The organism is Streptomyces griseobrunneus, from assembly GCF_046713465.1.
In the GTDB taxonomy this organism is placed as follows: Bacteria; Actinomycetota; Actinomycetes; order Streptomycetales; family Streptomycetaceae; genus Streptomyces; species Streptomyces microflavus.
Genome location: NZ_CP177080.1, coordinates 4,260,580 through 4,284,655 on the forward strand (window position 1 = coordinate 4,260,580; position 24,076 = coordinate 4,284,655).

The 24,076-nt window shown below is 69.3% G+C and carries 23 protein-coding genes; 9 read left to right on the forward strand and 14 right to left on the reverse strand.

Translation table 11 applies throughout. The features are described 5' to 3' along the window. Positions 1-15: 15 nt before the first annotated feature. Both ACK8N7_RS19440 and ACK8N7_RS19445 read right to left on the reverse strand, forming a co-directional pair. On the reverse strand, positions 16-558 hold the full coding sequence (locus ACK8N7_RS19440) for an SRPBCC family protein (protein ID WP_500443423.1): 543 nt from the start codon (positions 556-558) through the stop codon (positions 16-18). Between the two features lie 55 nt (positions 559-613). Next, the gene (locus tag ACK8N7_RS19445) at positions 614-1,609 is read right to left on the reverse strand and encodes an NADPH:quinone reductase (RefSeq protein WP_500443425.1); all 996 of its coding nucleotides are present in this window, start codon (positions 1,607-1,609) and stop codon (positions 614-616) included. A 125-nt stretch (positions 1,610-1,734) separates the two neighbouring features. On the opposite strand from ACK8N7_RS19445, the gene ACK8N7_RS19450 reads away from it, so the two are divergent. The 4 genes from ACK8N7_RS19450 to ACK8N7_RS19465 all read left to right on the forward strand — a co-directional run bounded on the left by ACK8N7_RS19450 (position 1,735) and on the right by ACK8N7_RS19465 (position 4,751). After that, positions 1,735-2,259 carry a GNAT family N-acetyltransferase gene (locus ACK8N7_RS19450; protein ID WP_500443427.1) on the forward strand — a complete coding sequence of 175 codons (525 nt, stop codon included), beginning with the start codon at positions 1,735-1,737 and terminating at the stop codon, positions 2,257-2,259. 169 nt (positions 2,260-2,428) lie between these two features. Beyond that, the gene (locus ACK8N7_RS19455; RefSeq protein ID WP_500443429.1) at positions 2,429-3,076 is read left to right on the forward strand and encodes a GOLPH3/VPS74 family protein; all 648 of its coding nucleotides are present in this window, start codon (positions 2,429-2,431) and stop codon (positions 3,074-3,076) included. Positions 3,077-3,182: 106 nt separating this feature from the next. Next, the gene (locus ACK8N7_RS19460) at positions 3,183-3,395 is read left to right on the forward strand and encodes a DUF4287 domain-containing protein (RefSeq protein WP_500443431.1); all 213 of its coding nucleotides are present in this window, start codon (positions 3,183-3,185) and stop codon (positions 3,393-3,395) included. Positions 3,396-3,548: 153 nt separating this feature from the next. Then, a complete protein-coding gene (locus ACK8N7_RS19465; RefSeq protein ID WP_403217494.1) occupies positions 3,549-4,751 on the forward strand; it encodes a serine hydrolase domain-containing protein in 1,203 nt (400 codons plus the stop codon). 107 nt (positions 4,752-4,858) lie between these two features. Here the strand turns inward: ACK8N7_RS19465 and ACK8N7_RS19470 are convergent, their stop codons facing one another. Further along, on the reverse strand, positions 4,859-5,713 hold the full coding sequence (locus tag ACK8N7_RS19470) for a class I SAM-dependent methyltransferase (RefSeq protein ID WP_403217492.1): 855 nt from the start codon (positions 5,711-5,713) through the stop codon (positions 4,859-4,861). Positions 5,714-5,913: 200 nt separating this feature from the next. After that, a complete protein-coding gene (locus tag ACK8N7_RS19475) occupies positions 5,914-7,119 on the reverse strand; it encodes a L,D-transpeptidase (protein WP_500445790.1) in 1,206 nt (401 codons plus the stop codon). A 347-nt stretch (positions 7,120-7,466) separates the two neighbouring features. Here ACK8N7_RS19475 and ACK8N7_RS19480 point away from each other — a divergent pair, with 347 nt between their 5' ends. The 5 genes from ACK8N7_RS19480 (at position 7,467) to ACK8N7_RS19500 (ending at position 13,249) form a co-directional block, all read left to right on the forward strand. Further along, entirely contained in the window at positions 7,467-8,675 is a 1,209-nt protein-coding gene (locus ACK8N7_RS19480) for a lipid II:glycine glycyltransferase FemX (protein ID WP_500443432.1), read from the forward strand. Between the two features lie 146 nt (positions 8,676-8,821). Further along, positions 8,822-10,381 carry a murein biosynthesis integral membrane protein MurJ gene (murJ, locus tag ACK8N7_RS19485; RefSeq protein ID WP_403217576.1) on the forward strand — a complete coding sequence of 520 codons (1,560 nt, stop codon included), beginning with the start codon at positions 8,822-8,824 and terminating at the stop codon, positions 10,379-10,381. 83 nt (positions 10,382-10,464) lie between these two features. Next, entirely contained in the window at positions 10,465-11,148 is a 684-nt protein-coding gene (locus ACK8N7_RS19490) for a response regulator (RefSeq protein ID WP_015609594.1), read from the forward strand. Further along, positions 11,145-12,671: an ATP-binding protein gene (locus ACK8N7_RS19495; protein ID WP_403217488.1), complete on the forward strand. Its 1,527-nt coding sequence runs from the start codon at positions 11,145-11,147 to the stop codon at positions 12,669-12,671. Before ACK8N7_RS19490 ends, ACK8N7_RS19495 begins: the two co-directional genes overlap by 4 nt. Further along, on the forward strand, positions 12,668-13,249 hold the full coding sequence (locus tag ACK8N7_RS19500) for a hypothetical protein (protein WP_500443435.1): 582 nt from the start codon (positions 12,668-12,670) through the stop codon (positions 13,247-13,249). The genes ACK8N7_RS19495 and ACK8N7_RS19500 overlap by 4 nt, the downstream gene beginning before the upstream one ends. A gap of 854 nt (positions 13,250-14,103) precedes the next feature. On the opposite strand, the gene ACK8N7_RS19505 is transcribed toward ACK8N7_RS19500, so the two are convergent. From ACK8N7_RS19505 to ACK8N7_RS19550, 10 genes are all read right to left on the reverse strand, one after another. Further along, the gene (locus ACK8N7_RS19505) at positions 14,104-14,592 is read right to left on the reverse strand and encodes a hypothetical protein (RefSeq protein WP_500443436.1); all 489 of its coding nucleotides are present in this window, start codon (positions 14,590-14,592) and stop codon (positions 14,104-14,106) included. Between the two features lie 136 nt (positions 14,593-14,728). Next, positions 14,729-15,085, reverse strand: a complete 357-nt coding sequence (locus ACK8N7_RS19510) for a hypothetical protein (protein WP_398604991.1) — start codon at positions 15,083-15,085, stop codon at positions 14,729-14,731. Positions 15,086-15,103: 18 nt separating this feature from the next. Next, entirely contained in the window at positions 15,104-19,837 is a 4,734-nt protein-coding gene (locus tag ACK8N7_RS19515; RefSeq protein WP_500443438.1) for a putative T7SS-secreted protein, read from the reverse strand. Between the two features lie 3 nt (positions 19,838-19,840). Next, a complete protein-coding gene (locus tag ACK8N7_RS19520; RefSeq protein ID WP_403219474.1) occupies positions 19,841-20,494 on the reverse strand; it encodes a hypothetical protein in 654 nt (217 codons plus the stop codon). Next, entirely contained in the window at positions 20,491-20,922 is a 432-nt protein-coding gene (locus tag ACK8N7_RS19525; RefSeq protein ID WP_403219477.1) for a hypothetical protein, read from the reverse strand. The genes ACK8N7_RS19520 and ACK8N7_RS19525 overlap by 4 nt, the downstream gene beginning before the upstream one ends. A 426-nt stretch (positions 20,923-21,348) precedes the next feature. Further along, positions 21,349-21,639 (reverse strand): hypothetical protein, encoded by a 291-nt coding sequence (locus tag ACK8N7_RS19530; RefSeq protein ID WP_403219480.1) that lies wholly within the window; start codon positions 21,637-21,639, stop codon positions 21,349-21,351. A gap of 29 nt (positions 21,640-21,668) precedes the next feature. Then, positions 21,669-22,034 (reverse strand): hypothetical protein, encoded by a 366-nt coding sequence (locus tag ACK8N7_RS19535; protein WP_030595201.1) that lies wholly within the window; start codon positions 22,032-22,034, stop codon positions 21,669-21,671. Between the two features lie 29 nt (positions 22,035-22,063). Continuing rightward, positions 22,064-22,258: a type II toxin-antitoxin system Phd/YefM family antitoxin gene (locus tag ACK8N7_RS19540; protein ID WP_383848191.1), complete on the reverse strand. Its 195-nt coding sequence runs from the start codon at positions 22,256-22,258 to the stop codon at positions 22,064-22,066. Between the two features lie 552 nt (positions 22,259-22,810). Then, the gene (locus ACK8N7_RS19545; protein ID WP_500443440.1) at positions 22,811-23,230 is read right to left on the reverse strand and encodes an SCO4402 family protein; all 420 of its coding nucleotides are present in this window, start codon (positions 23,228-23,230) and stop codon (positions 22,811-22,813) included. Between the two features lie 466 nt (positions 23,231-23,696). Beyond that, positions 23,697-24,068, reverse strand: a complete 372-nt coding sequence (locus ACK8N7_RS19550) for a DUF6193 family natural product biosynthesis protein (RefSeq protein WP_500443442.1) — start codon at positions 24,066-24,068, stop codon at positions 23,697-23,699. Positions 24,069-24,076 lie beyond the last annotated feature (8 nt).

Genomic DNA, 24,076 nt, shown 5'->3' on the forward strand with positions numbered 1-24,076 from the left:
GCGGGAAGGAACCCGTCATGCGGATTCGATGACGTCCTTGATGCGCTTGAGGGTGTCGTCGAGGTCCCGTTCCAGTTTCTCGGTCCACTCCTCGACGAATCGCTTACGGGCGTCCTCGTCGAGCTCCGAGACGATGTGGTGAATTCCGGCGGTCGCCTTTCCCATCCGGAAGTGGTGGACCAGCTTGCTGCCTTCGGCGAGGGGCTCGATATCGAAGCCCCAGATCGATTCCTGGTCGCCCTGGGTGTGCGTGAGCATCATCCAGCGGAAGGTCACGCCCGGGTCGGCCGCGGTGACACGGGCCTCGGTGTACCAGGTCCCGCGCACGAGCGGGGCCCAGCCCACGACCTCCTCGCTGCGCAGGTTCTCCCCGCGGAAGATGGTGCCCACCGCCGAAGGCTCTCCGCCGATCCATTCGCCGCCCCGGCATTCGGGGCTCCATTCCGCGCTGCGCGGCAGGTCGCTGACGACCGCGTAGACCTCTTCCGGAGTGGCGGATACGGCGATGTCCGCGCGCAGTTCGAAAAGCGGCGAGTTGTCGATGACTGATTTACTCATGAGGAGAACTCTGGTAGCGCGCGGAACTCCGGTCAACAAAAACCGGTATGGTCCGTCAAGTTCTGACCGGCGGAACCGGGTGGTCCACCCTGAGCAGGATTTTTCCGCGGACCTCACCCCGTTCGAGGCGGCCGTGCGCCTCGGCGGCGGCGCTGAGCGGCAGCGGGACCGTCGCCGGGGGCAGCAGCCGCCCGGCGGCCAGCAGCGTGCCGATGGTCTCCGCCGCCGCGGCGAGTTCGGCGGCGGTGGCCTGCGATATGGCGAAGCCGACCACGGAGCAGTCCTTGAGGTACAGCGGACCGGCGGGCAGCACCGGCCGGGTGGCCATCCCGGCGAGCACCACGATCCGCCCGCGCCACGCGAGCAACTCCACGGCCTTTTCCAGGTCGTTGGCGGCGGAGGTGTCGATGAAGACGTCAACTCCGCGCGGGCAGGCGGATTTCAGCCGCCCCATCACGTCCGGGTCGCGGTAGTCGATGACCTCGTCCGCCCCCAGGCCCCGGCAGCGCTCGATGTCCCGGGCCGAGGCGGTGGCGACGACCCGCGCCCCGGCGTGCACCGCCAGCACGATGAGGGCGCTGCCCACGTTGCCGCCGCCGCCCAGGACGACGACGGTCTCACCGGCCTGCACCCGCCCGTGCGGGTGGAGGGCGAGGTAGGCGGTGGCGGCGGGATGGGCCAGGGCGACGGCGTCCTCGGGGTTCACCCCGTCGGGAAGCCGGTAGAGCCGGTCCGCGGGGACGGCCACCCGCTGGGCCGCGGCACCCTGCCGGCCGGCGTGCCCCATGCTGTTGCACCACACCCGTTCACCGACCGCGAAACCGGTGCCGGGCGCCGACGCGGCGACGGTACCGGCGAGGTCACGGCCGATCACGAAGGGGAAGGTCAGGGGGGTACGCCAGGCCCCGGACCGGACGAAGGTGTCGACGTGGTTGACGGAGGCGACGCTCACGTCGACCAGAACCTCGCCCGCCTGTGCGACAGGCGGAGGGAGTTCGCCGTACCGGATGGTGTCGGGAGTGCCGAGCTGTTCGATGTAGGCGGCGAGCATGGTGCCGGATTCTGGCAGCGGAGCGCGGGCCGCGTCGCCACCGGCCGGGATTGTCTGTCAGGTCGGAGGGCGACCTCCTGCGGGCATACGCGGAGGCCACCCGGTCCGCCCAGCCCGCTCCTAGCATGAGCGCCGTGATGAACCTGACACTCACCGACCTCGCCCCCGACGACCCCCGTATGTACGCCGACATCGCCCCCCTGATCCGCACCCTGCGCCCGCAGTTGACCGCTTCCGCCTTCGCCGCCTTCGCGGAGGAGGCGTACGGCCAGGGGCTCCGCTTCACCGTCGCGTACGACGCCACCGGCTGCGGCCTGGGGGTGGCCACCCACCGGCTGCTCGCGACGAGCCGGGGCCGGGTGCTGTTCGTCGACGACCTGGTGACGGCACCCGAGTCACGCGGCCGGGGCGTCGGCGCGCACCTGCTGGCGGAGCTGGAACGACGGGCCCGGGCGGCGGGCTGCGCCCGGCTGGAGCTGGACTCCGGCACCGCCAACGTCCACGCGCACCGGTTCTACCACGCGCGGCGCATGACGATCGGCGCGCTGCACTTCGGCCTCGACATAGCTCCCGACACGGCCCCCGATACGCCTCCCGTCACGCCTCCCGACACACCCCCCGTCACGGCCCCCGACATAGCGCCCGAATAGCCCCCGCACAGCGCCCGGCACGGCCCCGACGCGTATGACATCCGTCATCCGGATGCATGACAGAGCGCCCACCGAACCCCGCTCCTCCCCGGGCACGTTGGAGTGTGAGGGCACGGCCGGTGCCCCGGGGGGTGTCCGACCACCCCCGTACACGCTCAGGAAGAGAGACATGGACCCCACCCTCCCGCAGCGGCTCTACCTGCTCACCTACACCGTCGAGAACGGCCTCTTCGAGGTCGTCGACCTCCAGGGGCGCGGCCAGCTGCTGCGCGCCGGGGCACTGGCCGAGCTGGCCTTCGGCGGCCTGCTCGCCACCGAGGGCGGAAAGGTCCACCGGATGGTCACCGAGCCGCCCGCCGACCCGTTCCTCCGGGAGGTGTGGAGCGACCTGCCGGTGAAGAAGCCGAAGGGGTGGCTGCAGTTCGTCTACCCCACGGCCCATATGGCCGAGGCCCCCGTCACCGAGCAGCTGGCCGGGGCCGGGGCGGTCCGCCGCCCGGAGGGGCGCCACCGGGGCCTCGGCTCCTACCACCGGACCACCGTCACGGACCCGGACCAGGTGCTCGCCCTCCAGGAGGCGGTGCGGAACGCCGTACGGGCCGACCCGGCGGCGGTCCCGGAGGACGTCCTGGCCCTGGTGGTGCTCGCCGTCGAGTGCGAGGTGACCACGGTCTTCTCCCACAAGGAGCTCCGCGAGCACAAGCAGGCGCTCAAGGCCCTCGCCGCCCGCTTCGACCAGCTCGTCCCCGGCCTGCGCAGGGCGCTGCGCGACGCGTTCCTGGTGAGCCGGGGGGCCGGAGCCGGTTACGGCGTATGAGCGCGGCCCGTGGACTTCTCGCCGGGCCGATGACTTTCCGGCCCGCCGCCGGTCATACCGACGACACCGAGATCCTCCGACTCGCCTGACAGACGGGACACACACCATGACCGACGCCGTGAAGGGCCCTGCCAGCTACTTCCCCTCGATCGAGAAGAAGTACGGCCGCCCGGCCGCCGAGTGGAAGGACCTCATCCGCTCCTCCCCGCTGACCAGGCACGGGGAACTGGTCACCTGGCTCAAGACGGAGCACGCCCTGGGCCACGGCCATGCCAACGCCCTGGTCGCCCACACCCTCGCCGAGGACAACGGCCGGTAGCCGGGCGGGGCGGGCACCCGGGGCCGCCCCGGTGACCCCGCGCGGCGCCGAACGAGTGGACTCGCCGGAGCCCGCCTCGCACGGTGCCCCGCGCACGGAGTCCGGATGGTGATGTGGCGCTCCGCTCCCCGACCTGGAAGAGGCGCTCCCCTCATGCGACGAAGCCCTGCCCGACGTCTGTTCGCCGCGACGCTGCTCGTGGCGTCCGTACTGGCCCCGATGGCCCTGGCTCCCACCCCGGCGGTCCACGCCGCGAGCGCCGACCGCAACGGGAACTGCTCCCGGGACTGCGGCGGCTCCCTCGGCCCCGAGGTGAGCGCGCGGCTGGACAAGGCCATCGAGAAGGTCCGTAGACAGGCGGGCATCCCGGGTGTCGTCGTCGGGCTCTGGATGCCGGGCAAGGGGAACTACGTCCGGGCGACCGGTGTCGCCGACACCGCCACGCGTGAGCCGATGTTCGCCGACTCGTACATCCGGATCGGCAGCGAGACCAAGACCTTCACGGTCACCGCGCTGCTCGAACTCGTCGACAAGCACCGGATCAAGCTCGACGACCCGATCTCGGCGTACGTACCCGGCGTCCGCAACGGCGACAGGATCACGCTCCGCCATCTCGCCGAGATGCGCAGCGGCCTGTTCCCGTACACCGCCGACGCGGACTTCCAACGCGACCTGCTGAGCGACCCGCAGCGCTACTTCACCCCCAAGGAAGTGCTCGCGTACGGCATGAAGCACAAGAACACCTTCAAGCCGGGCGCGCAGTTCCAGTACTCCAACTCCAACCTCATCCTGCTCGGCCTGGTGATCGAGAAGGTCAGTGGCCAGAGGCTCGACCACTTCATCCACGACCGGGTGCTCCGCCCGGCCCACCTGCACCACACGCTCTTCCCCACGGGGCCCGAGTTCCCCGAGCCGCACGCGCACGGCTACACCGACCAGACGCTGAGCGGCGAGACCGCCGACGCCACGGACTGGAATCCCAGCTGGGGGTGGGCCGCCGGGGCGATGATCTCCGATCTGCACGACCTGCGCCGCTGGGCGAAGACCGTCGCCACCGGAGAGCTGCTCAGCCCCGAGACCCAGGCGCAGCGGCTCAGGACGATCCCGACCGGCATCCCCGGTCTCAGCTACGGCCTGGGGATCTTCGACGCCAACGGGTGGATCGGGCACAACGGCTCCCTGCCCGGGTACGAGACCGTGACCGTCTACCTGCCCTCGCAGAAGGCCACCCTGGTCATCATGATCAACACGGATTCCCTCAGCGGCGGCCAGGAGCCGTCCACTCTGCTCGCCCGCGCGGTCACGCAGATCGTCACCCCGGACAACGTCTACGACGGCGCGGTCACCCCGAGGTAGGGCAGCGCCCCTCCTCATCGACCCCGGCGTCCCGCTCCACCCGGCTGGAGCGGGACGCCGGTGCCGTACCCCTCGTAGTCCGCCGCCGGTACGGGACCGGGCAGTGATCAGCGGGAGCCTTCCCCCGGCTTCCAGCCCCAGGCGGTGAGCATGCCGGCCGACAACGCGGCGCACCCGTCGGACCCCAGGTACCGGACAGCAGCGTCCACAGCCGCGTCGTCGACGAGTCCGGTGGAGACCATCGCCTCTCTGCTGCGCTCCCACGTGTCCGCCCAGAAACGGCTGATGGGGCTGCCCGGCAGAAGCGGCGGCACGTGGATCTCGGCGGCGACGGGCCCGAGCCCGGCCTCCCGCAGCAGCCGCGGGTACGACGGCACCCAGGAGACATCGGTACCGATGGTGTCCCCGAGCCCCTGCCACATCGCCCGCATGGCCGCCGTGTACGGAGTGCCGGGCGTCCGGTCGCTCGTCAGGTCGACCGCGTCACTGAGCACCAGCACTCCGCCGGGCGCAACGAGTTCGGCCAGCGCGCCGATCAGGCGGTCGTGCTCGGGCAGATGCATCAGCACGAAGCGCGCGTGGACGAGGTGGAACGGGCCGGAGGCGAAGTCCGGGCCGGTGATATCGGCCTCCCGGACGTCCAGCCCCGGCACGGACAGCTCACCGAGGAACCGTACGTCGCGGTCCACGGCGAGCACGCTCGCCACCCCGGCCTCGTCCAGCAGCCGACGGGAGACGGTGCCGGTACCGGCACCCACGTCGAGGCACCGCCACCCGGGCCCCGCCCCCAGTGCCCGCAGCCGCGCCATGGTGATGCCGTCGTAGGCGAGGGCCCCGAAGTCGATGCGCTCGCCCTCCCCCGCCGCGTCGGGGCTGAAGAAGGTCTCGCCGTAGTGGCCACCGGGGCCGTCGCCGCTGTCGCGGCCACCGGGACCAGGATGGGGATCGTCGAACGCTTTCATATCCGGGCCTCTCCACGCGGCGGGGCGATGCCGCCCGGCCCGCCCGGGACCGGCGCCCGCCCATCTTCCAGCGCCGCCCGCCCACCTGCCCGAGGCTCGCCGCGCCTGAGCCGATCGGCCCAAGGGGGCGGGGGCCGCGGAGAGGTTGTGGTGCGGCGGGCACGGTCATCGGCCCGCCGGCCCGCCCCGGACCTGGCCGGTCATCGGCGCAGCGCGCTCCGCTGCTGCCACTCGGCCCACGAGAGGTTCCACGCGCCGAAGCCGTTCCCGGGCTCGACCACGCCCTTGGTGTCCTTGCCGGTGATCTCGAACGGGTCGCCCGGCCGCACCTGCGCGTAGAACCAGGCCGCGTCCGCGTCGCTCATCCCTATGCACCCGGAGCTCTGGTTGGACCGGCCGAAGTACCTGGCGTTCCACGGGGCGGCGTGGGCGTACATGCCCGACCAGGTCAGCCGCATGGAGTGGTCGACCATCTTGTTGTAGGCGTCGCGGAGGCCCACCGTCTCGGAGTTCATGTTGATCGTGCCCTCCTTGGCCATGAGGACGGCGGTCCCGCGCCAGGAACGCTTGTCGCCGCCGGGTGTGCCGCCGGAGACCGGTATGCGGCGGACCGTCTTCCCGTCGCGTACGAGGGAGAGCCGGTGGCGGTCCAGGTCGACCTCGACGATCTGCCCGGCGCCGATGGTGAAGGCCGTCGTGTAGTCGCGGACGAACCAGCCGCCGGCCGCTCCCGAGTCGGTGCCGTTCAGCTCGGCCTTCAGCGTGATCTCGGTCCCGGGCTTCCAGTACGTCCTGGGCCGCCAGTCCACCCGGTCCCGGCCCGACCAGTCGCGCATCCAGCCCCAGGAGCCCTCGGTGTCGTTCGAGGTGGTGATCCGGAGCTGCTTCTCGACCTCGGCCCGGTTCTTGACCGGGCGGTCGAAGACCAGGGAGATCGGCTGGGCGATGCCGACGGTGGCCCCGGCGCCCGGTCGCCAGTCGACCTTGTTGACCTTGTCCGCCGGAGCCGTGGTGAAGCCCGCCCTGGTGCTGCCGGCGGTTCCGCCCGCGGTCCGGGTCGCCGCCACCACCGTGTACGCCGTGCCGGGTACGGCCTTGCGGCCGGAGACCCAGGACCGGCCGTCGGCGGCGACCTCACCGGCCAGCCGGTGGCCCTTGGCGTCGGTGACGGTCACCGAGGTGAGGCGGCCGCCCGTGGCCGTGACCCGTACGGGCTCGCCGGCCGGGGCCTTCGCTCCAGCGGGCGTGACGGTGACCGTGACGGGGCGGTCGTCGGGGCTCCGCGTCACCTTGGCGACCGACGAGCCGGAGGGGGCGCCCGACGAGCAGGCGGCGAGCGGCGCCAGCAGGGCGGCCACGACGGCGGCCCGGACGCGGGCATGGGCGAGAACGCGTGTGCGGGACAGGCGGGACAACAGGACCTCCGGGAGAGCCACGAGAACCACGAGAGCCGTGAGCGCCACGAGAGCGGGCGAGTCGGTGATGTCGTGACTGTAGAGCCGGAAAACCCGAGGTCAGACGCTACGGAGCGATGTGACGGCGACTGGTGAGGAACGGTCATGGTCCGGTCACATTCGCCGCGCGGAGCGGTCATGAAGCGCTGTGAGCATCCTCTGCATCCCCGCAGAAGAGCCGGGGACCACCCCCGCGAAAGGGCGGGGGAGCACCCCCGGCAAACGGGCTGGGGAGCACCCCCGCGAGAGGCGCGGGGAGCGTCCCCGCGACAGGTCCGGGGAGAAGGAGAGGCCAGACCGTGTCAGCGCTGCTCGTGCCGTCGTCTTCGTCGTCCAGCCCCGTGCGCCCGGCACGGAACGGGGACGTGGCCCTGCGAACCATCACCGCGGAGACCTACCGCGCCTTCCTCGCCTCCCCCGGCGGCGAGGCCCTCGGCGCCGGTTTCCTCCAGTGCCCGTCCTGGGCCGACGTCAAGGAGGGCTGGCGCTCCCAACTGCTCGGCTGGGGGCCGGACCCGGAGGCGGGCGAACTCACGGGCGTGGCCCTGGTGCTGCTGCGGCAGTTCCCCGGCACGCGTAAGTACTTCGCCTACCTCCCCGAAGGGCCCGTCGCCGACTGGAGCGACCCCGACGTCGACGGCTGGCTCGATCCGCTCCTGGAGCACCTGCGCCGCGTGGGCGCCTTCGCCGTGCGCATCGGCCCTTCGCCCGCCTACCGGCGCTGGAGCGCCGCCCGGCTCAAGCCGCTCACCGGTCCGGGCCGACGCCTGGGCGACGTCCTCGCCAGTGAGGTCGACCCGCTCGGCGCGGCCGTCGCCGACCGGCTGCGGGCCCGGGGCTGGCGCCGCTGCGGCGGCGACGGAACCGGCGAGGACGGGGACGCCCAGCCCCGGCACGTCTTCCACGTACCGCTCGCCGGACGCACCGCACAGGACCTGTGGTCCGGGCTCAACCAGGAGTGGCGCCGCAATGTGCGACGGGCCCGGAAGGAGGGCGTGGAGGTGGTGGTGGGCAGCGCGGCGGACCTCCCGGAGTTCTGCAGGCTGCTCGCCATCACCGAGCGGCGCGACGGCTTCCGGCTCGGCCGCTCGCTCGCCTACTACGAGCGCCAGTACGCCGCGCTCAACGCGGAGGAGCCGGGCCGGATGAAGCTCTACCTGGCCCGCCACCAGGGCGAGATCCTGGCCGCCCACACGATGATCACGGTGGGCCGCCGGGCCTGGTACCAGACGGGTGCCTCGGCCGACCACCGCCGCGAGGTCCGGCCCTCCAACGCCCTTCAGTGGCGGATGCTGCAGGACGCCCACGCCATCGGCGCCGACGTCTACGACATGCGCGGGGTACCCTCCTGTCTCGATCCGGAGGAACGTGCGTACGGATTGCTGCGGTGGAAGCTCGGCACCGGTGGGCAGGTCGTCGAGACGTTGGGGGAATGGGAGAGGCCGTTGGGCGGCAGCGCCAACCATGCGCTTAACCATGCCTTCCAGGCGTACCTGAAGCGCCGATGAAGCAGTCACCGCCGGCGCCGCACACGTCACCGGCAACACACGCCGCCACACCCCGTGCGGAAGCCACCAAGAAGGCACCGGAGGCGACGGCGGCACCGGAGACGGCACCACCGGGAGCGGCCTCCGTCCCACGCGGCAGCGCCGTCATGGCCGCCGGATCCGTCGTCGCCCGTGCCACCGGTTTCGCCCGCTCCGCCGTGGTCGCGGCGGCGCTCGGCACCATCGGACCGACCGCCGACGGCTACGCGGTCGGGAACGCCCTGCCCACCATCGTCTACATGCTGCTCCTCGGCGGCGCGCTGAACGCCGTCTTCGTTCCCGAACTGGTCAGGGCCGCGAAGGAGCACGCCGACGGGGGAGCGGCCTACACCGACCGGCTCGTCACCGTCTGCGTCATCGCCCTGCTGGCCATCACCGCGGCCGCCGTGTGGGCGGCTCCCGCGATCGTCGACGCGTACACGGACTACAGCGGCCGGCAGGCGGCCATGACGACCGCGCTGGCCCGCTACTGCCTGCCCCAGATCTTCTTCCTCGGCCTGTTCACACTCCTCGGACAGGTACTCAACGCCCGGGGCCGGTTCGGCGCGATGATGTGGGCGCCGGTCCTGAACAACATCGTGGTCATGTCCGTCTTCGGCCTGTACCTGGCCCTCGCCCTGGGTACGGGGCCCGGGGACACGCTCACCCCGGCCGGGACCGCCCTGCTCGGCTGGGGCACGACCGCAGGGATCGCCGTCCAGGCCCTCGCGCTCGTCCCCGGCCTGCGCGCGGCCCGCTTCCGCTGGCGGCCCCGCTTCGACTGGCGCGGCGGCGGACTGACGCGCCCTCTCCGCGCGGCCGGCTGGCTGGTGCTGCTGGTCCTGGCCAACCAGGCCGCGTACTGGGTCACCACCCGCCTCGCCACGACCGCGGGCCTCGACGGCGGCCCCGGATTCGGCGCGTACAACAACGCCTACGTCCTCTGGGTCGTACCGCACGGCATCATCACGGTCTCCGTGGTGACCGCCCTGATGCCCGGGATGAGTGCGGCCGCCGCCGAAGGCGACACCGCCGCCGTGCGGCACGACGTCTCCCGGGCCCTGCGGGTCAGTGCCGCCGCCGTCGTGCCCGCGGCCTGCGCGCTGTTCGCCCTCGCCCAGCCGGTGATGGCGCTCGTCTTCGGGTACGGGAGGACCAGCGCCGCCGACACGGCCGCGATGGCCGGAATCCTGATGGCCTTCGCACCGGGGCTCGTCGCCCTGTCGGGCCAGTACGTGCTGTCCCGCGCGTTCTACGCGCTCTCCGACACCCGTACGCCGTTCTTCCTCAACCTGGTGATCGTCGCCCTCAACGCGGGACTGTCCCTGGCCGCCGCGCACCTGCTGCCGGCCCGCTGGGCCGTCACGGGCATGGCGGCGGCGTACTCACTGGCGCTGTGCGCGGGCTGGGCGGTGACCGGCCGGGTGCTGAGCCGCCGGCTCGGCGTCGTACGCCCCCTGCGGTCGTCCGCCGCGGCCGCCCACGTACGACTGCTGCTCGCCGCCGTCCCCGCCACCGCGCTGGGCCACCTGGCGGCCCGGGGCGCGGAACCGGCGGGAGCCCTGGCCGCAGCGGGTGCCGGTGCGGCGACCGTCGTCCTCACCTTCGCCCTGCTGGCCCGTCCACTGCGCCTGGCCGAACTGAACGCGCTTCTCCTGCGTGTACGTCGACGAGCCCCCCACCCCTGACCACGCGCACGACCACCGCAACCACGCGCACGACAACCGCAATCACCGCCACCACCGGAACGACCCCCCAGGGAGAACCGCCGATGCCCCGCGTGCTCCTCATCGAGGACGACCCCGCCGTACGCGAGGGGGTCGAACTCGGCCTGCGCCGGCGCGGCCACGACGTACGGGCGGCCGGGACCGGCGAGGCCGGCCTCGCCGCGCTGGCCGAATTCCGCCCCGATCTGCTGCTGCTCGACCTGATGCTGCCCGGAATGAACGGCGTACAGGTCTGCCGGCAGGTCCGCGAGCACAGCCAGCTGCCCATCATCATGCTCACCGCGCGCGGCGACGACTTCGACGTGGTCATCGGCCTGGAGGCGGGTGCCGACGACTACATCGTCAAGCCCGCCCGCCCCGAGGTGATCGAGGCCCGGATCCGTGCCGTGCTGCGCCGCATGGACGACAGCGGACCGGGCCGCCCGGCCATCGAGGTGTACGGAGAACTCACCATCGACCGGGTCGGGCTGACGGTCACCAAGGCGGGCCGGCCGCTGTCGCTCGCCCCCTCGGAGCTGAGGCTGCTGCTGCACCTGTCCGCCGCACCCGAGCAGGTGTTCAGCAGGCAGCAGCTCCTGGAGAACGTCTGGGAGCACACGTTCCACGCCGATGCCCGGCTGGTCGACGCCTGCGTCGCCCGCCTGCGCTCCAAGATCGAGCCCGACGCCCGCAGCCCGCGTTACGTCCAGACCCTGCGGGGCTTCGGCTACCGCTTCGGCCCGCTGTGATCCCCCTCCCGCGCCGCGGCAGGAACACGGAACCGGGCGAAGGAAGAAGTACGGGCCGTGACGAGCGTTCCCGCGTCCGTGCGTTCGGCCTGCACACGCGCCTGCTGGCCGCCTTCCTCCTGGTCGCCGCCGTCAGCGCGGGCACGACGTCGGCGCTGACCTACCGCGAGGCCCGCAACGCGCTGCTGAAGACCGCCCAGGACACGGCGGTCTCGACGTTCCGCGAACAGGTCCAGCAGACGGGCTTCGGCCTGCCCGTCCAGGAGGAGGGGCTGGAGGAGGTCCTGCGCGACCTCGCCCGCAAGGGCAAGCCGCGCCCCTGGGTGGTGTTCGCCGAGTACGGTTCGGTCCGCGCCTCCTCCGGCGAGAACCCCGTCTCCACCGTCATCACCCCCGGACTGCGCCGGGCCGCGCTGGCCAACCCGTACGGCAGCTTCGAGCGGGTCGTCAAGGACGGCGTCCCCTACCTGACGATCGCCATGCCCACGGTCTTCAGGACCGGCCCGTACGACACGCTCCCCAGCGGGCTCGTCCTGTACGCCGTCATGCGGATGACCGACGAGCAGATCAACGTGGACGCTCTCCTCACGGCAGCCCGGGACGGCGCCCTGCCCGGTCTTGCCGTGGCGCTGGTACCCGGCCTGATCGCCGCCCGCAGTGTGCTGCGCCCGGTACGGGAACTGCGCCGTGCGGCCAGGAGCATGGGCAGCGGCCGGCTCGACACCCGGATCGCGGTACGCGGCAACGACGAACTGGCGGACCTGGCAGACACCTTCAACGAGTCGGCGGCCCAACTGGAGGACTCGGTACACGAACTGCGCGAGGCGGAGGCGCGTGCCCGCCGCTTCGCCTCCGACGTCTCGCACGAACTGCGCACCCCCCTCGCCGGAATGCTCGCCGTCACCGAGGTCCTCGACGAGGACGCGGACCACCTGGACTCCGACACCGCCCGTGCGGTCCGGCTGGTCAGCGCGGAGACCGGAAAGCTCGCCGTACTCGTCGAGGACCTGATGGAGATATCCCGCTTCGACGCCCGTGCGGCCGAGCTGAACGCCGACGAGGTCGATGTGGCCGAGACCATCCGCAAGACCCTCCAGAACCGGCACTGGACCGAGGACGACCGGGTGCAGGCCGAACTCCCCACCGGCATCCGGGCCCGGCTCGACCCGCGCCGCTTCGACGTCGTGATCGCCAACCTGGTCGGCAACGCGCTGCGCCACGGCGGCGGGCCGGTCACGGTACGCCTGCGCACCGGGGAACGCCCCGCGGGAACGCCCGTGGTGATCACCGAAGTCGCGGACCGGGGCCCCGGTATCCACCCCGAATCGATCCCGTACATCTTCGACCGCTTCTACAAGGCCGACGCGGCCCGTACCCGCTCGGCGGGCAGCGGCCTGGGGCTGGCGATCACTCAGGAGAACGTACGTCTGCACGGCGGAACGATCCGCGCCGGGAACCTCCCCGAGGGCGGTGCGGTCTTCACCGTGGAGATCCCGCTCCACACCGAGGAGGCCACCGCATGAGACACACGCGTCCCCACCGACGCGCGGCGGCCCTCGCCGTCGCTGCCGCCGTACCCCTGCTGGGCGGCTGCGGCATCCAGGAGTCCGACGTCATCGAGGCGGGCGGCCCCGCGACCGTCGAGGCCTTCTACAACCGCAACGACGACGTGATCCTCTTCTTCCGCACCCCCGACGGGGGCCTGAACCCCGTGATCCGAACGGTCGGGCCGTCGCCCCGCTTCGGCGACGAATACACCGAGCCGGGCTCAGCCGGCACCTCCGGCCCGCCATCGACGGAAAAGGCCGTCGCGGAACTGCTCGCCGGCCCCCGGACGCAAGACCGAGCCGCCGGCCTGACCACGGCCCTTCCCCCCACCCGCCCCGGCGCGACCATCAAGATCGAACCCACCTCCGGCTCCACGGTCACGACCCACCTGCCCTTCGCCCTGAAGGACCTGAACACCACTGCGCTAAGCCAGTTGACCTGCACCATCGCCTACAGCCAGGACCCCGGCGGCCGACTGGTGGTGAAGCTGACGGGCCAGGACGGAGGATCGCACTCAGACACCTGCGGCCTCACCTCCGGCACAACTGGCTGACGAGCATCCGAACCAGCGCCCGGAGCCCGGGAAGCAGTCCTCCACAGAGACCTCCACGACAGCCGCGTCTGGGCATCACCGAACTCCTCCTGCTTCCGGCCGGAGGCCGGGCGGTCAGCACGCCGGTGAGCTGTACGTCGGCCGTGATCAGGCCTTCGGCCTTCTCGACTGTGAGGTAACGCCTCAGCCCGCAACACCCCATCCACACAAGAGAAATGCCCTGCACCTCAGCGTTCTGCAACACGCTTGGCCCAGGCGGGGACATAGATACGGGAGTGACTGACTTCCACGATCGCAGACTTGAGGTTTGGCGCGTGCGGAGATTTCGAGCACCACGTACTCATGCCCATCCGTGAGGGCGGTGATCCGTTGTAGGCGGTGGGGTCCGAGACGATTCCAGTTTTCATGCGGACGCGCATGCTGAATTACCTTCTGTTCACGATTACCTTGTAATCGTAGTTCAAATGCCGACCTGTTTCGGGGTGGTCGGCCCGGTACGAAGTTCTCGTTGACGTCCTTACCTTCGCGGCTGTCGTTCAGCCAGCGTGGGGACACCACGTCCACCCGCAAGCACGTGGTTCCAGCCGTCCCCACAGACTCCACACCTCGAACCGACGCCGAACACGAGAAAGGCCCCGGTCACTGACCAGGACCTTCATCAAGAGCGGGTGACGAGAATCGGACTCGCGCTCTGAGCTTGGGAATCAGCGGCTCTTGAACGGTCGCATCGGCTCTGACCTGCATGTTTGGTCGAGACGTGCGAGGCTGGCACGGCCTCCCGGCGCCGTACACGACCGCTGTTGTCCGCTCCCTGGGCACGGATGGGGCACGAGCAGAGGGGGGCCAAGGGGCCCTCATGGCCAAGCCGAGCAGTCCTCCAGCGAGATCTCCGCGACGGCCGCGTCCGTAACAGCCTCCAGGTCCGGGATGTAGGGGCGAACGTCGGGAAGCGGGGTGCAGAAGGTGACGTTGGAGGTGAGGAGGGCCTCCTCGGTATCGGCGAAGGAGAGGGAGACATACGCCTTCACCTGAGTGTCACCGAACTCCTCCTGTGCTTTCCGAAGGCAGGCGCACACATACGCCAGGCACCTCCGGACGAGAAGGGGCGTACGTTCGTCCGGTGCGGCCGGGAGGTCGTAGTCGGTCATCCCCCTCCCGTTGATCGTCGTCTCCTCCGTGAGTCGGTCGACGTAGGTGCCAGGCGCCTCCGGACAGAGGTCGGTCAGCACGCGCCCACCGGCGGCCGTGAGGGACCACCCGCGCTCCACGACCTCAAGGAGCATGGGGGGAATGTCCCGATCGCTCAGGTCGGTGGTGTCTGTCGTCCGCAGGATCTCCCGCATCCGAGGATTGCTTCGCATGCCTACCCCTCGTCGAGTTCGTTTCTGACCCCTGTGATGAAGCCAAGTTTTTTCGATCGACTTTTGAGGAACAAGCGATTGCGCTGAGCCGGGGTGTGGTTCCCGGTTGGCCGTAACGCTAGGAATGTAGAAGGGTCACCGCCCGCTCCTCCTCGTACACCTCGAGAGCATGCGGGTCGCCCTCATAATACGCCTCCCAAAAGCCTGAAGCGTTCCACGGTTCCGGGCACAATGAAAAGGAGCCAGACTCGAGCTGAAAATATTTCCAGTTCGGTGGCAGGGAGTTCGAGGTGACAGTGAAAATTCGGCTGTCGAAGAGGCCGGACTGTCTGAGGCCAGCTTCGATGAATTCGACTCGGAACGTAGTGGCCCTCTTGAAGGGGGCGGAGACTTCGAGTACTGGGTATTCGCGGCCTTCCGTCAGGGCGCTGACGCCTTGCAGGGCGGCAGGTTCCACGGTGAATTCGGTGGCCATGCGGACGCGCATGCTAAATTACCTTCTGTTCATGATTACCTTGTAATCGTAGTTCAAAAGTCGGCCTGTTTCGGGGTTGTAATAATAGTGCACCTGGAAGTCGCCATAGGGGGACTGGTGTGTTCTGGTGGTGTACTTCCCCCAGTCGCTGAGACTGCTTCCATCAGATGTCATGGCTTCACGCACAGCGGGGTTGCCGATCTTTTCACCGTCAATCACCCGTCGCGAGTCAGCTATGGCCTCGGGCGTGAGCCACCCGTTCTCGTTGAAGATCGAGCCCGCCGACTCTCTGCGCAGCTGATCGGCGAGTCGCTGCCCCTCGGCCGAGCCCGGCACGAAGTTCTCGTTGGCCTCCTTACCCTCTCGGCCCGTTTCGTTCAGACAACGTGGGGCCAAACCCAGTGGGTCGGACCAGGTGTGTGGGTTGTGCACGTAGGCTGCGGCATTGGGCGCCGGGGCCAGGCCCAGTGGATCCGGAGTCAGGTAGCGAGCGGTCTCCGGGTCGTAGTGGCGATGGTGGTTGTGGTGGAGCCCGGTTTCGGGGTCGTAGTACTGGCCGGGAAAGCGGAGCGGTGTGTACGCCGTGCTGTGCCTTGCCCAGGTAGTGCTGCCCCAGAGGGTGGTGCGGGTGTGCCAGGCCAGGGAACCGGACTCGTCGACGAGTTCGGTGGGTGCTCCGACCAGGTCGGTCACCACGGCGAAGAACCTCTCGTCAACGGTGCGTTGGGATGCGTCGTCAGAGAGGATTCGTTCGGTCTGGGCCAGAGGGCGAAGTGCTTGATGATCCCAGGTGAGGACGACGGGGTTCGGTAGTGCGGTGGAGACGGAGGTCTGCTCGCAAAGGGTGTGCCCGTCCCAGGTGAAGCGGATCTCCTCCACCACGGTCAGATGATCTCCGCCGAGGCGCTCCTTGGCCACCCGGCGGCCCAGCGGGTCGTAGCGATACCGCCACCGGGTCCCGTCCGGAGTGGTGACAGCAGTGAGGCGGTCCTCAGGATCCCACTCGTACCGCCAGGTATCCGGCTTGCGGGAGAGCCTGACCTTCTGGCGGAGGGTGGTGCGTCCGCCGGCGTCGTGCTCGTACCGCGTGTTCCCAGCACGGTTGATGGTGGAACCGGTGTAGGAACGAGGGCCGGTGGAGTCACTGCCCGGGTGGGAGGAAGGCCAATCGGCGGCGGTCTGGTTGCCGGCGTCGTCGTAGTCGTAAGACTCGTTCCAGTTGGTGGCGGTGACCTTGGTGACGCGACCGGCTCTGTCCAGATCGAAGCGGCGGGGGCCGTTCAGTGAGTCGTCCAGGCCGATGAGGTATCCGTCGGCGCGGTAGGTGTAAGCGCGCGTGCTCAGGACGGTGCGATCGCGCCCGATAAGTTGCTGGCCGCTGAGACGGCCCGCCACATCCCGGACGAAGGCGAGGGTGCAGGCGTCATCGACGACACGTCCCGATTCCCGGCCGGCGGCGTCGTGAGTAAAGGTGATACGTCGTTCACCGGCGGTCGTCTCGGTGAGCCGTCCCGCCGCGTCGTACCGGTATGTGGTGCGCTGGCCTGTGGGAGTGACTCGACGGGTCCGCCGGCCCAAAGCGTCGTACGCGTATGTGGTGGCCCGGCCGTCGGCTAGTTCCGTCTTCACGCGCCCAGCTCGGTCGTACTGGTAGATCAGCTCCGTGTCCGGGTTGTTCGCCTGCACCAGCCGTCCCCCAGCGTCGTACGCGAGCGTTGTCACCCGCCCCGCTACGTCCTTACGGATGACGCGTCCGAGGGCATCGCGAACGTAGGAAATGGTCTCGCCCAGCGGAGTGACCGAGGCGAGCATCCTCCCGGCCGCGTCGAGGACATAGCTCACGGTGCGACCGTCGAAGTCGGTCTCGTCAACCAACCGGCCTGCCTGGTCGTAGGAGTATGACCAGGTGAGGCCCTGCGAGTTGGTGACCTGGACGAGTCGCAGGGCCGCGTCGTGGGCGAACTCGAACCGGGACCCGTCGGGGTCGGTACGGGCCGACAGCAGGTCGAAGTGGGTGTATTCGAAATGGCTCGTTCCGCCGGCATCTGTGTGGGTCAGCCGATTGCCCTCCCCGTCGTAAGTCCACGACTCCGTGGCACCGTCGGGGTTCGTGCGCTCGAGGAGTTCACCGTCCACAGTCCACCGCAACAGGGTGACGGCGCCCAGCGGATCGGTGACACGCGTGGGACGGCCCAGCGTGTCCCGGTCGTATCGGCTGACGCCCCCGAGAGGGTCGGTGACCTCCACCGGTAGCCCTGCGCGGTTGCAGCGGAAGCCGGTCACGTGTCCTAGCGCATCGGTGACCGACGTGATGCGGCCCGCTGAGTCATGGGTGTAGCGGGTGGTGCCGCCGCCCGGTTCGGTGACCGCGGTGAGGTTGCCGAAGTCATCGAACTCCTGCAGGCGGCGGGAACCGTCCGCTTCGACGAATTGGGTCACCAGCCCCAACTGATTGCGTGTCACGCGCAGTCGTGTGCCGTCCGCCTGCTGAACGCCGACGGTTCTGCCCTCCTCGTCGTACACGAACGTGGTGAGGTGACCCAGCGCGTCGGTGTGCGTCAGCCGGTTCCCGGCTGTGTCGAAGGTGTCCTGACTGGTGTTCCCCAACGGGTCGGTGGTGGCGAGGAATCGGCACCTGCTGTCGATGAGATGGCGTGTGCAGCGGCCGTCGGCTGTTGTCAGGACGGTGCTGCGATGACCCGTGGAGGGATGGGGTTCGCTGTATGCCAAGGTGAGTTGGAAGTGGCCCGCATCGCCACCTTGTGCGATGACACGATCCGACTCGTCGTAAACGTAGTTGTAGCGGCTCCTGTTGGAGTCCTCCCAAGCTGTCACCCTCCGCCGGTCGTCGTAGGTGAAGATGAGTGCGGCACCTGACTGCTTTGTGACAGTGGTGAGGTTGCCGTCCGTGTAGCCGTAGGTGCGCAGTTGACGAGCCGCACCAGCGCAGGCGGTGACTTCCTCCCAGATGTCCGTGGTGCTGAGCAGAGCCAGACCGGTGACGAGCCCCTCGGCCGTAATCAATTGCAGGTGGTAGCCACCGGAGTGGACGAGTGCCTGGGGTGTGCCGTCGTCGGTTCGGTCGATGCTGATGGTGTTGTTGCTGCGGTCGCTGATCTGGACGAGCCAGGCGGTCCCGTTCTCGCCAGGCTCAGTTCCGGACGGGGCGGTGAAGTGGTGTGTGTGACCGCTGTCCGGGTCGGTGACGGTGTAGCCGCCCTCCTCGTCGCGGTTCAGGGTGGAGCGGGAGGTGCCACTTTCGGGGCGGGTGGGCAGCCCTGGGACGGGGTGCGGATAGGTGATCAGCAGCCCGTCGTCGGTGACGTGGATAACGCCGTTGGCGTCGATCTCCAGGCGTTCGTCGACGGTGGAGGACCAGGAGGGTCCGAAGAACCGGCCCGCGGTGTAGCCCGATTCGGCCCGGCGGGTGAAGGCGAGGGGCAGTACGCCGGGCAGGACGACGTCGGTCTGGGGCAGGAACATGCGGCCGGAGGCGAGGTCGACCGGGTCGGTGCCCTCGCTGGTGCGTTCGCTGTCGGGCCGGTTGTGGGTGCCTTCGGGTGAGCGGTTCTCCAGCTTGCGGGCGTCGGAGGCGAGGTCGGCGGCCTCCTTCACCACCCGAGCGCCCTTGACGCCGGCCCCGGCGCCGCCGGTGGCGACGGTGAGGGCCAGGTCGGGCAGGAGCCGGCCGAACCCTTCGGCGGGGTCCTTCATGAACCCGTCGATCATCTGCTTGCCGGTGCCCCAGGGGTCGTTGGCGACCCGGACGAGCCCGGCGGCGGTGTTGTTGAGCGCGAGCGCGTACTCGGCGGGGTGGGTGATGTTGTACGGGTCCGTGGGGTTGACGCTGCGCGCGAAGTTCAGGATGCCCGCCGCGCCCTTGAAGACTCCACCGGCGATATGCGTCTTGATGACCTGGTACTCGGCGAGCCCGTCCATGGCCTGCTCCGAGTACCGCGGCTTCGCCGGCGCGGAGTCCCGCGCCGCCGCCACTGCCTTGCGCGCGGTCTCGGCCGCCGTGTTGCGCTGCTTACGCGCCTCGCCGAGCAGTTCCTGCGCCTCCTCCATCCGCCCCGTGCCCGGATCGCTGAATGCACCCGGCTTGGGCGGAAGTGCGGAGGGATCGCGGTCGTCGGAGGGTTTGGCGTTGTAGACGTCGACGGCCTTGTTGTACGTGGTCGTCTTCTCGTTGTACGCGTCCCTGGCCTCCTCCGACGCCTTCGTCCCGGCCTTCCACTTGTCGATGGCGGTCTGCGCCTGCCCCTGGGCCCACTCCACGGTCCCGGCGAAGGAGTCGAGCGCGCCGGCCGCCTTCTCGAAGGCGTCGGCGGCCTTGAACCACTTCGGCGGCTCGATCGACACCGAGCCCCGGAACGCCTCCGCCGCCTGCCCCTTGAGCGCGGAGGAGTCCACGCCCTTGAGCCCGCCGCCGACCTTGTCGAACGAGCCCTGCAACTTACGCAGGTGAGTGGCGCTGGACCGGATCTTGGACGGGCTGCCGTAGATCAGCTTGGACTTGTCATCGGTCTGCCCGAGGTCCATCTCGTCGACCTCGGCGCCCATCCGGTTCGCCACGGACCGGGACTTCTCCCTGACCCAGTCCGCCCCGGACTCCCAGCCGGCATCGTCCAGCCGGTCACCGGTCCAGTTCCCGGCGTCCTCGACCCGGTCACCGGCCCACTCGACACCGTCCTCGACCGCGTCCTCGACGACATCGGGCGTGATGTCACTGACGAAATCCTTGAAACCCATGACCTAGTTCCCCCCGCCGCCCCGCTGCTCCTGCTGCCGCGCCCGCTCCCCGGGCGAAGGCCCGAACGTGTCGTCCACGGACCGGTCGAACGCCTCCTGGTCCACGCCGAACATCTCGTTGAGCTGGTCCGCCTGACGCCCGCCGTTGCCCTCGGTGACGAGTGCACGTCCGGTGTCCTTCCAGGTCTGCCCGGCCTCGTCGGCCGTCCGCTCGAACGACTCGCGGCTGTAGTCCGGGCTCAGGTAGTCCGGGGTGAACACATCGCCCCAGTCCTGTTTGACGATCTCGTCCTCGGAAGCATGCGGATTTCCCACGCCCGCGTTGACGACGATCTTCAACGTGCCCTGGACGTACTGGTCCTCCTCCCACACGATCCCCGCCGCGAGCCCTAGCTTCGCCGCGATCGCGTTGGCGTCCTGGACCAGCGCCCGAACACCCCACTCCCACTGCTCGCAGAAGTCCTCGAAGTCCACCGACAGCCCGTGATGCCCGGCCTCCATACCGGTCATCGACAGCTTCGAAAGCCCCTTGCCCAACACCGCCCCCGTACCGGTGCCGATCTCCTTCAACTCGGCCACGGCTTCCCGCAGCCCGGTGGTGATCTGCTGAACACTGACCGGATCGACGTTGAGGTCCTCCGCCCCCGTACCGCTCACAGGTCATGCCCCCTGTCCGCTTCGTCCGCGTCGACGGCGACGGCATCCGGAACGATCCCCACCACCGGCGGAAACAGCATCGACCCGTCCGGATCGGCCACATTCACCGCGACCCCGGCCGGCACCCCCATCGCCGGAATGACCTCATCCAGCAGCCGAGCCCCCCGGAACTCCGCGTACTCCCATGCCCGCTCCGCAGCCCCGGACCCGTCCACAACAGCCCGCTGCTCGGCGAACCGGGCCAACGCAGTCTCATCGGTGAACCCGCACACCCACCGCACCCCACCGAACTCGGCAGTCCACAACCCGCCACCGTCGAACGGCACCAACACCAACGCCCGCCGCAGCTCGCCCACCAGAGCCCGCGGATCCCCGACCCCGGCCCGCCGCTCGGCAATCCGGTCCGCCAGCGCTACCTCGTTACCCACCGGAAGCCTCCCCCATACGCGAGTCGTCGCCGTTCACTTCCGCACACGCTAGGACACCACGCCCATCCGCAACCACGTGGTTCCAGCCGTCCCCACAGCCTCCACACCTCAGGACGGCGCTGAACACAAGAAAGGCCCCGGTCTCTGACCAGGGCCTTCATTATGGAGCGGGTGACGAGAATCGAACTCGCGCTCTGAGCTTGGGAATCACGGGTGCTTGAGTGGACGGGGCGGCTCTGACCTGCACGGTTGCCGGGAGTGGGGTAGTTGTCTGCGCCCCCCTGGGAGCCGTACGTGACCGCTGTTCTCCGCTCTGAAGGGCACGGATGGGGCACGTCGAGGCAGGTCATCAACCTGAGGTTTTGCTGGAGCGGGTGACAGGAAACGGAAGCCGCCCGTGGTGCAGACGCTGCGGTGGCGCAGACGTCAGGCCCAGAAGGCGTCGGTGACGACGATCTGTGGGTCGGCTTGGCGGCGCATGAAAGTGTAGATGAGCCAGCCGCGTCCGCCGGCCAGGTCCACGATGTGGGGGCCACCGGGGCTCGTGGAGGCCAGCGGTCGGACGGTCATCCAGTGCGGGAGCGAGGCATCGGCGTCGATTCCCCGGAAGTACGGGTCTTCGGCAGTGATCAGTTCCGCACGGGCACTCATGACCAGGTCACTGCCTTCGGCGGGCATGTTCTGGAAGTCGTGCTGCGCCTGCTTCGTCCAGTCCATTTGCCAAGGCGGCCGGAGTGGTTCGTCGATCACTCTCCGGGCTTCCTCTCAGCGGCTTCGTGCCGGAGGCGGCTGTACTCCTCCAGAAGCCGGATGGACTCCTCGGGATCCTCGGACTTGGCGGCGCGGGCTTCGAGGTCGCGAAGGTGCGAGTCGAGGACGGGATTCCGAGCGATGGCGTACTGCGTCCACCACAGGCGCATGAAGGCCGGCACTGGGGTGATGTTGAAGGCGTCACCAATGACGCGCTTCCAGTGAGCCTCAAAGTCCGGGAGGAGGTGCGGAGTGTGTTCCTGAATCGCCAACCGAAGTGCTTGAGGCGTGTGTTCGGGCATGGGCGGCAACCGCAGGGGTTCCCCCTCGTACCCATCGAAGTGGAGTGCGTGGGCGGGCATGGTTCGTGCTCCTTGGTGTGGAGGGTGGGTCAGGCCGCCTCGCGTCGGTCCTCGTGCGACTGGTGCCCGCGGGCCATCTGCTCGAACCACTCGGCCGGCACCAGGTAGGCGACCGTCTTTCCCTTGCGGGTGATGGCGGCGGCCTCGCCGGCGATCCGGGTCCGGTCCAGGATCTCGCCCATCCCCTTGCGCAGGTCGATGGTTGTGTACGTCTTCGTCTCCATATGCTGAAGCATATAGCAACTATCATAGTTGACATACACGCCCGTGGGGTGCGGGCGGCCGGAAGGAGCCGACGGGCACGTCGGGTGCAGAGCGGGCGCGGGGTGCCTGATCGGGCTTGTAACAACAAAGAAGCCCCCGGCCGTCGGCCTGGGGCTTCATGCGGAGCGGGTGACGAGAATCGAACTCGCGCTCTGAGCTTGGGAATCACCCGGCGCTCGAGCCAGAAGAGTGACGTGACCTGCGGTGATGCCTCTCTCGTGCGGTGCTGCCGGAGTCTGCGGAAGGTCGCTGTTCACCGCTGTTTACCCCTACGACTGGCACGTAGTGGCACGGCATCGACGAGGAAGCGCCGAACGGAGGAGCTCTCATCAGAGGCAGATCGGACGGCCCGGGGCTGCGGAACGGTGTCGCTCGGGCACTCTCCTCGGAGGACCGTGGTCAGCCTCTGATCCGGAATGCCGGCACGGACGGACGAGACGGCCTTGTTGGCGATGGCTGCCGCTGGTCGCGATGACCCTGCCGTGGTGGAGGAGGCGATGCCGCAACGCGCCTCACTGTGGTGCTTCGCTTGTTACCCGGGCCTCATGCAGTGCGAGAAGCTCGCCGAGGTCATTGGCGATCATGACCTGAGCGAGGCGGCCGGCGATGGCCACGACCTGCGGCCAACTGTCGGCGCGCAAGTATTCCGCGTCCGTTTCGTTCGGGGCCTCTGTCTGGGCGGTGTCGAGCGCGGCGCCGAGCTGCCGCATGAGTGCGACCTCTTCTTCGGTACGCAGGCCAATGCCGAGGTGCCGCTCTGGGTGGTCGGCATCGCAGAAGTCGTCGAACAGAGTGTGGAAGATGTGGTCCAGGTTCTCGAACGTGGACGGATCGAGCCATACATCGCGCTGCCAGGGCGGATTGGCCAGCGCCGGCACCGCCGGTACGAGATGGACCCGAACGCGCGCCGTAATGAGCATGTCATCGTCCACCCGGCGGATCCTAGCGGTCGTGCACTCGTGGGGCGTCCACGCTCCACGAGTGCACGGAACATGGGAGGGATGCACTGGGGGCTCAGTCTTGTGGTGTCCGTCTCCTGCAGGAGCGCTCTGATTCGAGCATAGTTCCCCATGTTTCAGCCCTCGCTGAGCGCGGCGAGCCCTTTCTGATCCCCGTGGCTGGCGTGGCAGGGGTCCCGAGCAAGGGGACGAGGGACTGGAGCAGTACCCCTCCTTTCCGTAAGGACTGGCTGTTCGTGATCGCGGATCACCTGAAGCGTTCGATCGAAGAGTGACGGGTCCGATGACCGCGCAGTGGGCCGCCCGCACGGTGATTCGACTCCTGTCCGTACGGAGCAGGTCCGCTTGCGCCTCAGCAGCACCGCCGACTGGTCTTCGTGCACCATCCGCCCCGTGAGCCGCCATGCCGGCGCGGCCCCCCTGTGGGACGGCGCTGCGATCACAGGTCGTCCGCAGTGCCGACTACGGCGGGTCCGCAGTTGTCAGGGAGATTGGCTGCGATCAACTCGTAGGCCTCTTCGACAGTGGCGGCCACACCGATGAGGGTCTTATCGGACTCACGGCGCACTCGGTAGCCGCCCGCGCTTTGAGGGAAAGCCGTTCCCACATCACGTGACCACGGGTACTGGGTGCACCGGCTCAGGTACAGGACGCCGTGGCTGACCATGGGCCAGAGCTCGCGCAGCGACGGGTGCTGGTAAGCAGCTCGGGGAACGGCCGGATTGATGAGGTCCGTGCCGTAGGACAGGATATCGGACCACTCTGCTGCCACGATCTCAGCCGCACTTCGGGACTTTTCGTTGCTCGCCATGATTTTCG

Bases quoted from the DNA above. Each gene is read 5' to 3' on its own strand.
- ACK8N7_RS19440 (WP_500443423.1), bottom strand. From the start codon at position 558: ATGAGTAAATCAGTCATCGACAACTCGCCGCTTTTCGAACTGCGCGCG.
- ACK8N7_RS19445 (WP_500443425.1), bottom strand. From the start codon at position 1,609: ATGCTCGCCGCCTACATCGAACAGCTCGGCACTCCCGACACCATCCGG.
- ACK8N7_RS19450 (WP_500443427.1), top strand. From the start codon at position 1,735: ATGAGCGCCGTGATGAACCTGACACTCACCGACCTCGCCCCCGACGAC.
- ACK8N7_RS19455 (WP_500443429.1), top strand. From the start codon at position 2,429: ATGGACCCCACCCTCCCGCAGCGGCTCTACCTGCTCACCTACACCGTC.
- ACK8N7_RS19460 (WP_500443431.1), top strand. From the start codon at position 3,183: ATGACCGACGCCGTGAAGGGCCCTGCCAGCTACTTCCCCTCGATCGAG.
- ACK8N7_RS19465 (WP_403217494.1), top strand. From the start codon at position 3,549: ATGCGACGAAGCCCTGCCCGACGTCTGTTCGCCGCGACGCTGCTCGTG.
- ACK8N7_RS19470 (WP_403217492.1), bottom strand. From the start codon at position 5,713: ATGAAAGCGTTCGACGATCCCCATCCTGGTCCCGGTGGCCGCGACAGC.
- murJ (WP_403217576.1), top strand. From the start codon at position 8,822: ATGGCCGCCGGATCCGTCGTCGCCCGTGCCACCGGTTTCGCCCGCTCC.
- ACK8N7_RS19490 (WP_015609594.1), top strand. From the start codon at position 10,465: ATGCCCCGCGTGCTCCTCATCGAGGACGACCCCGCCGTACGCGAGGGG.
- ACK8N7_RS19500 (WP_500443435.1), top strand. From the start codon at position 12,668: ATGAGACACACGCGTCCCCACCGACGCGCGGCGGCCCTCGCCGTCGCT.
- ACK8N7_RS19505 (WP_500443436.1), bottom strand. From the start codon at position 14,592: ATGCGGGAGATCCTGCGGACGACAGACACCACCGACCTGAGCGATCGG.
- ACK8N7_RS19510 (WP_398604991.1), bottom strand. From the start codon at position 15,085: ATGGCCACCGAATTCACCGTGGAACCTGCCGCCCTGCAAGGCGTCAGC.
- ACK8N7_RS19515 (WP_500443438.1), bottom strand. From the start codon at position 19,837: ATGGGTTTCAAGGATTTCGTCAGTGACATCACGCCCGATGTCGTCGAG.
- ACK8N7_RS19530 (WP_403219480.1), bottom strand. From the start codon at position 21,639: ATGGACTGGACGAAGCAGGCGCAGCACGACTTCCAGAACATGCCCGCC.
- ACK8N7_RS19535 (WP_030595201.1), bottom strand. From the start codon at position 22,034: ATGCCCGCCCACGCACTCCACTTCGATGGGTACGAGGGGGAACCCCTG.
- ACK8N7_RS19540 (WP_383848191.1), bottom strand. From the start codon at position 22,258: ATGGAGACGAAGACGTACACAACCATCGACCTGCGCAAGGGGATGGGC.
- ACK8N7_RS19550 (WP_500443442.1), bottom strand. From the start codon at position 24,068: ATGGCGAGCAACGAAAAGTCCCGAAGTGCGGCTGAGATCGTGGCAGCA.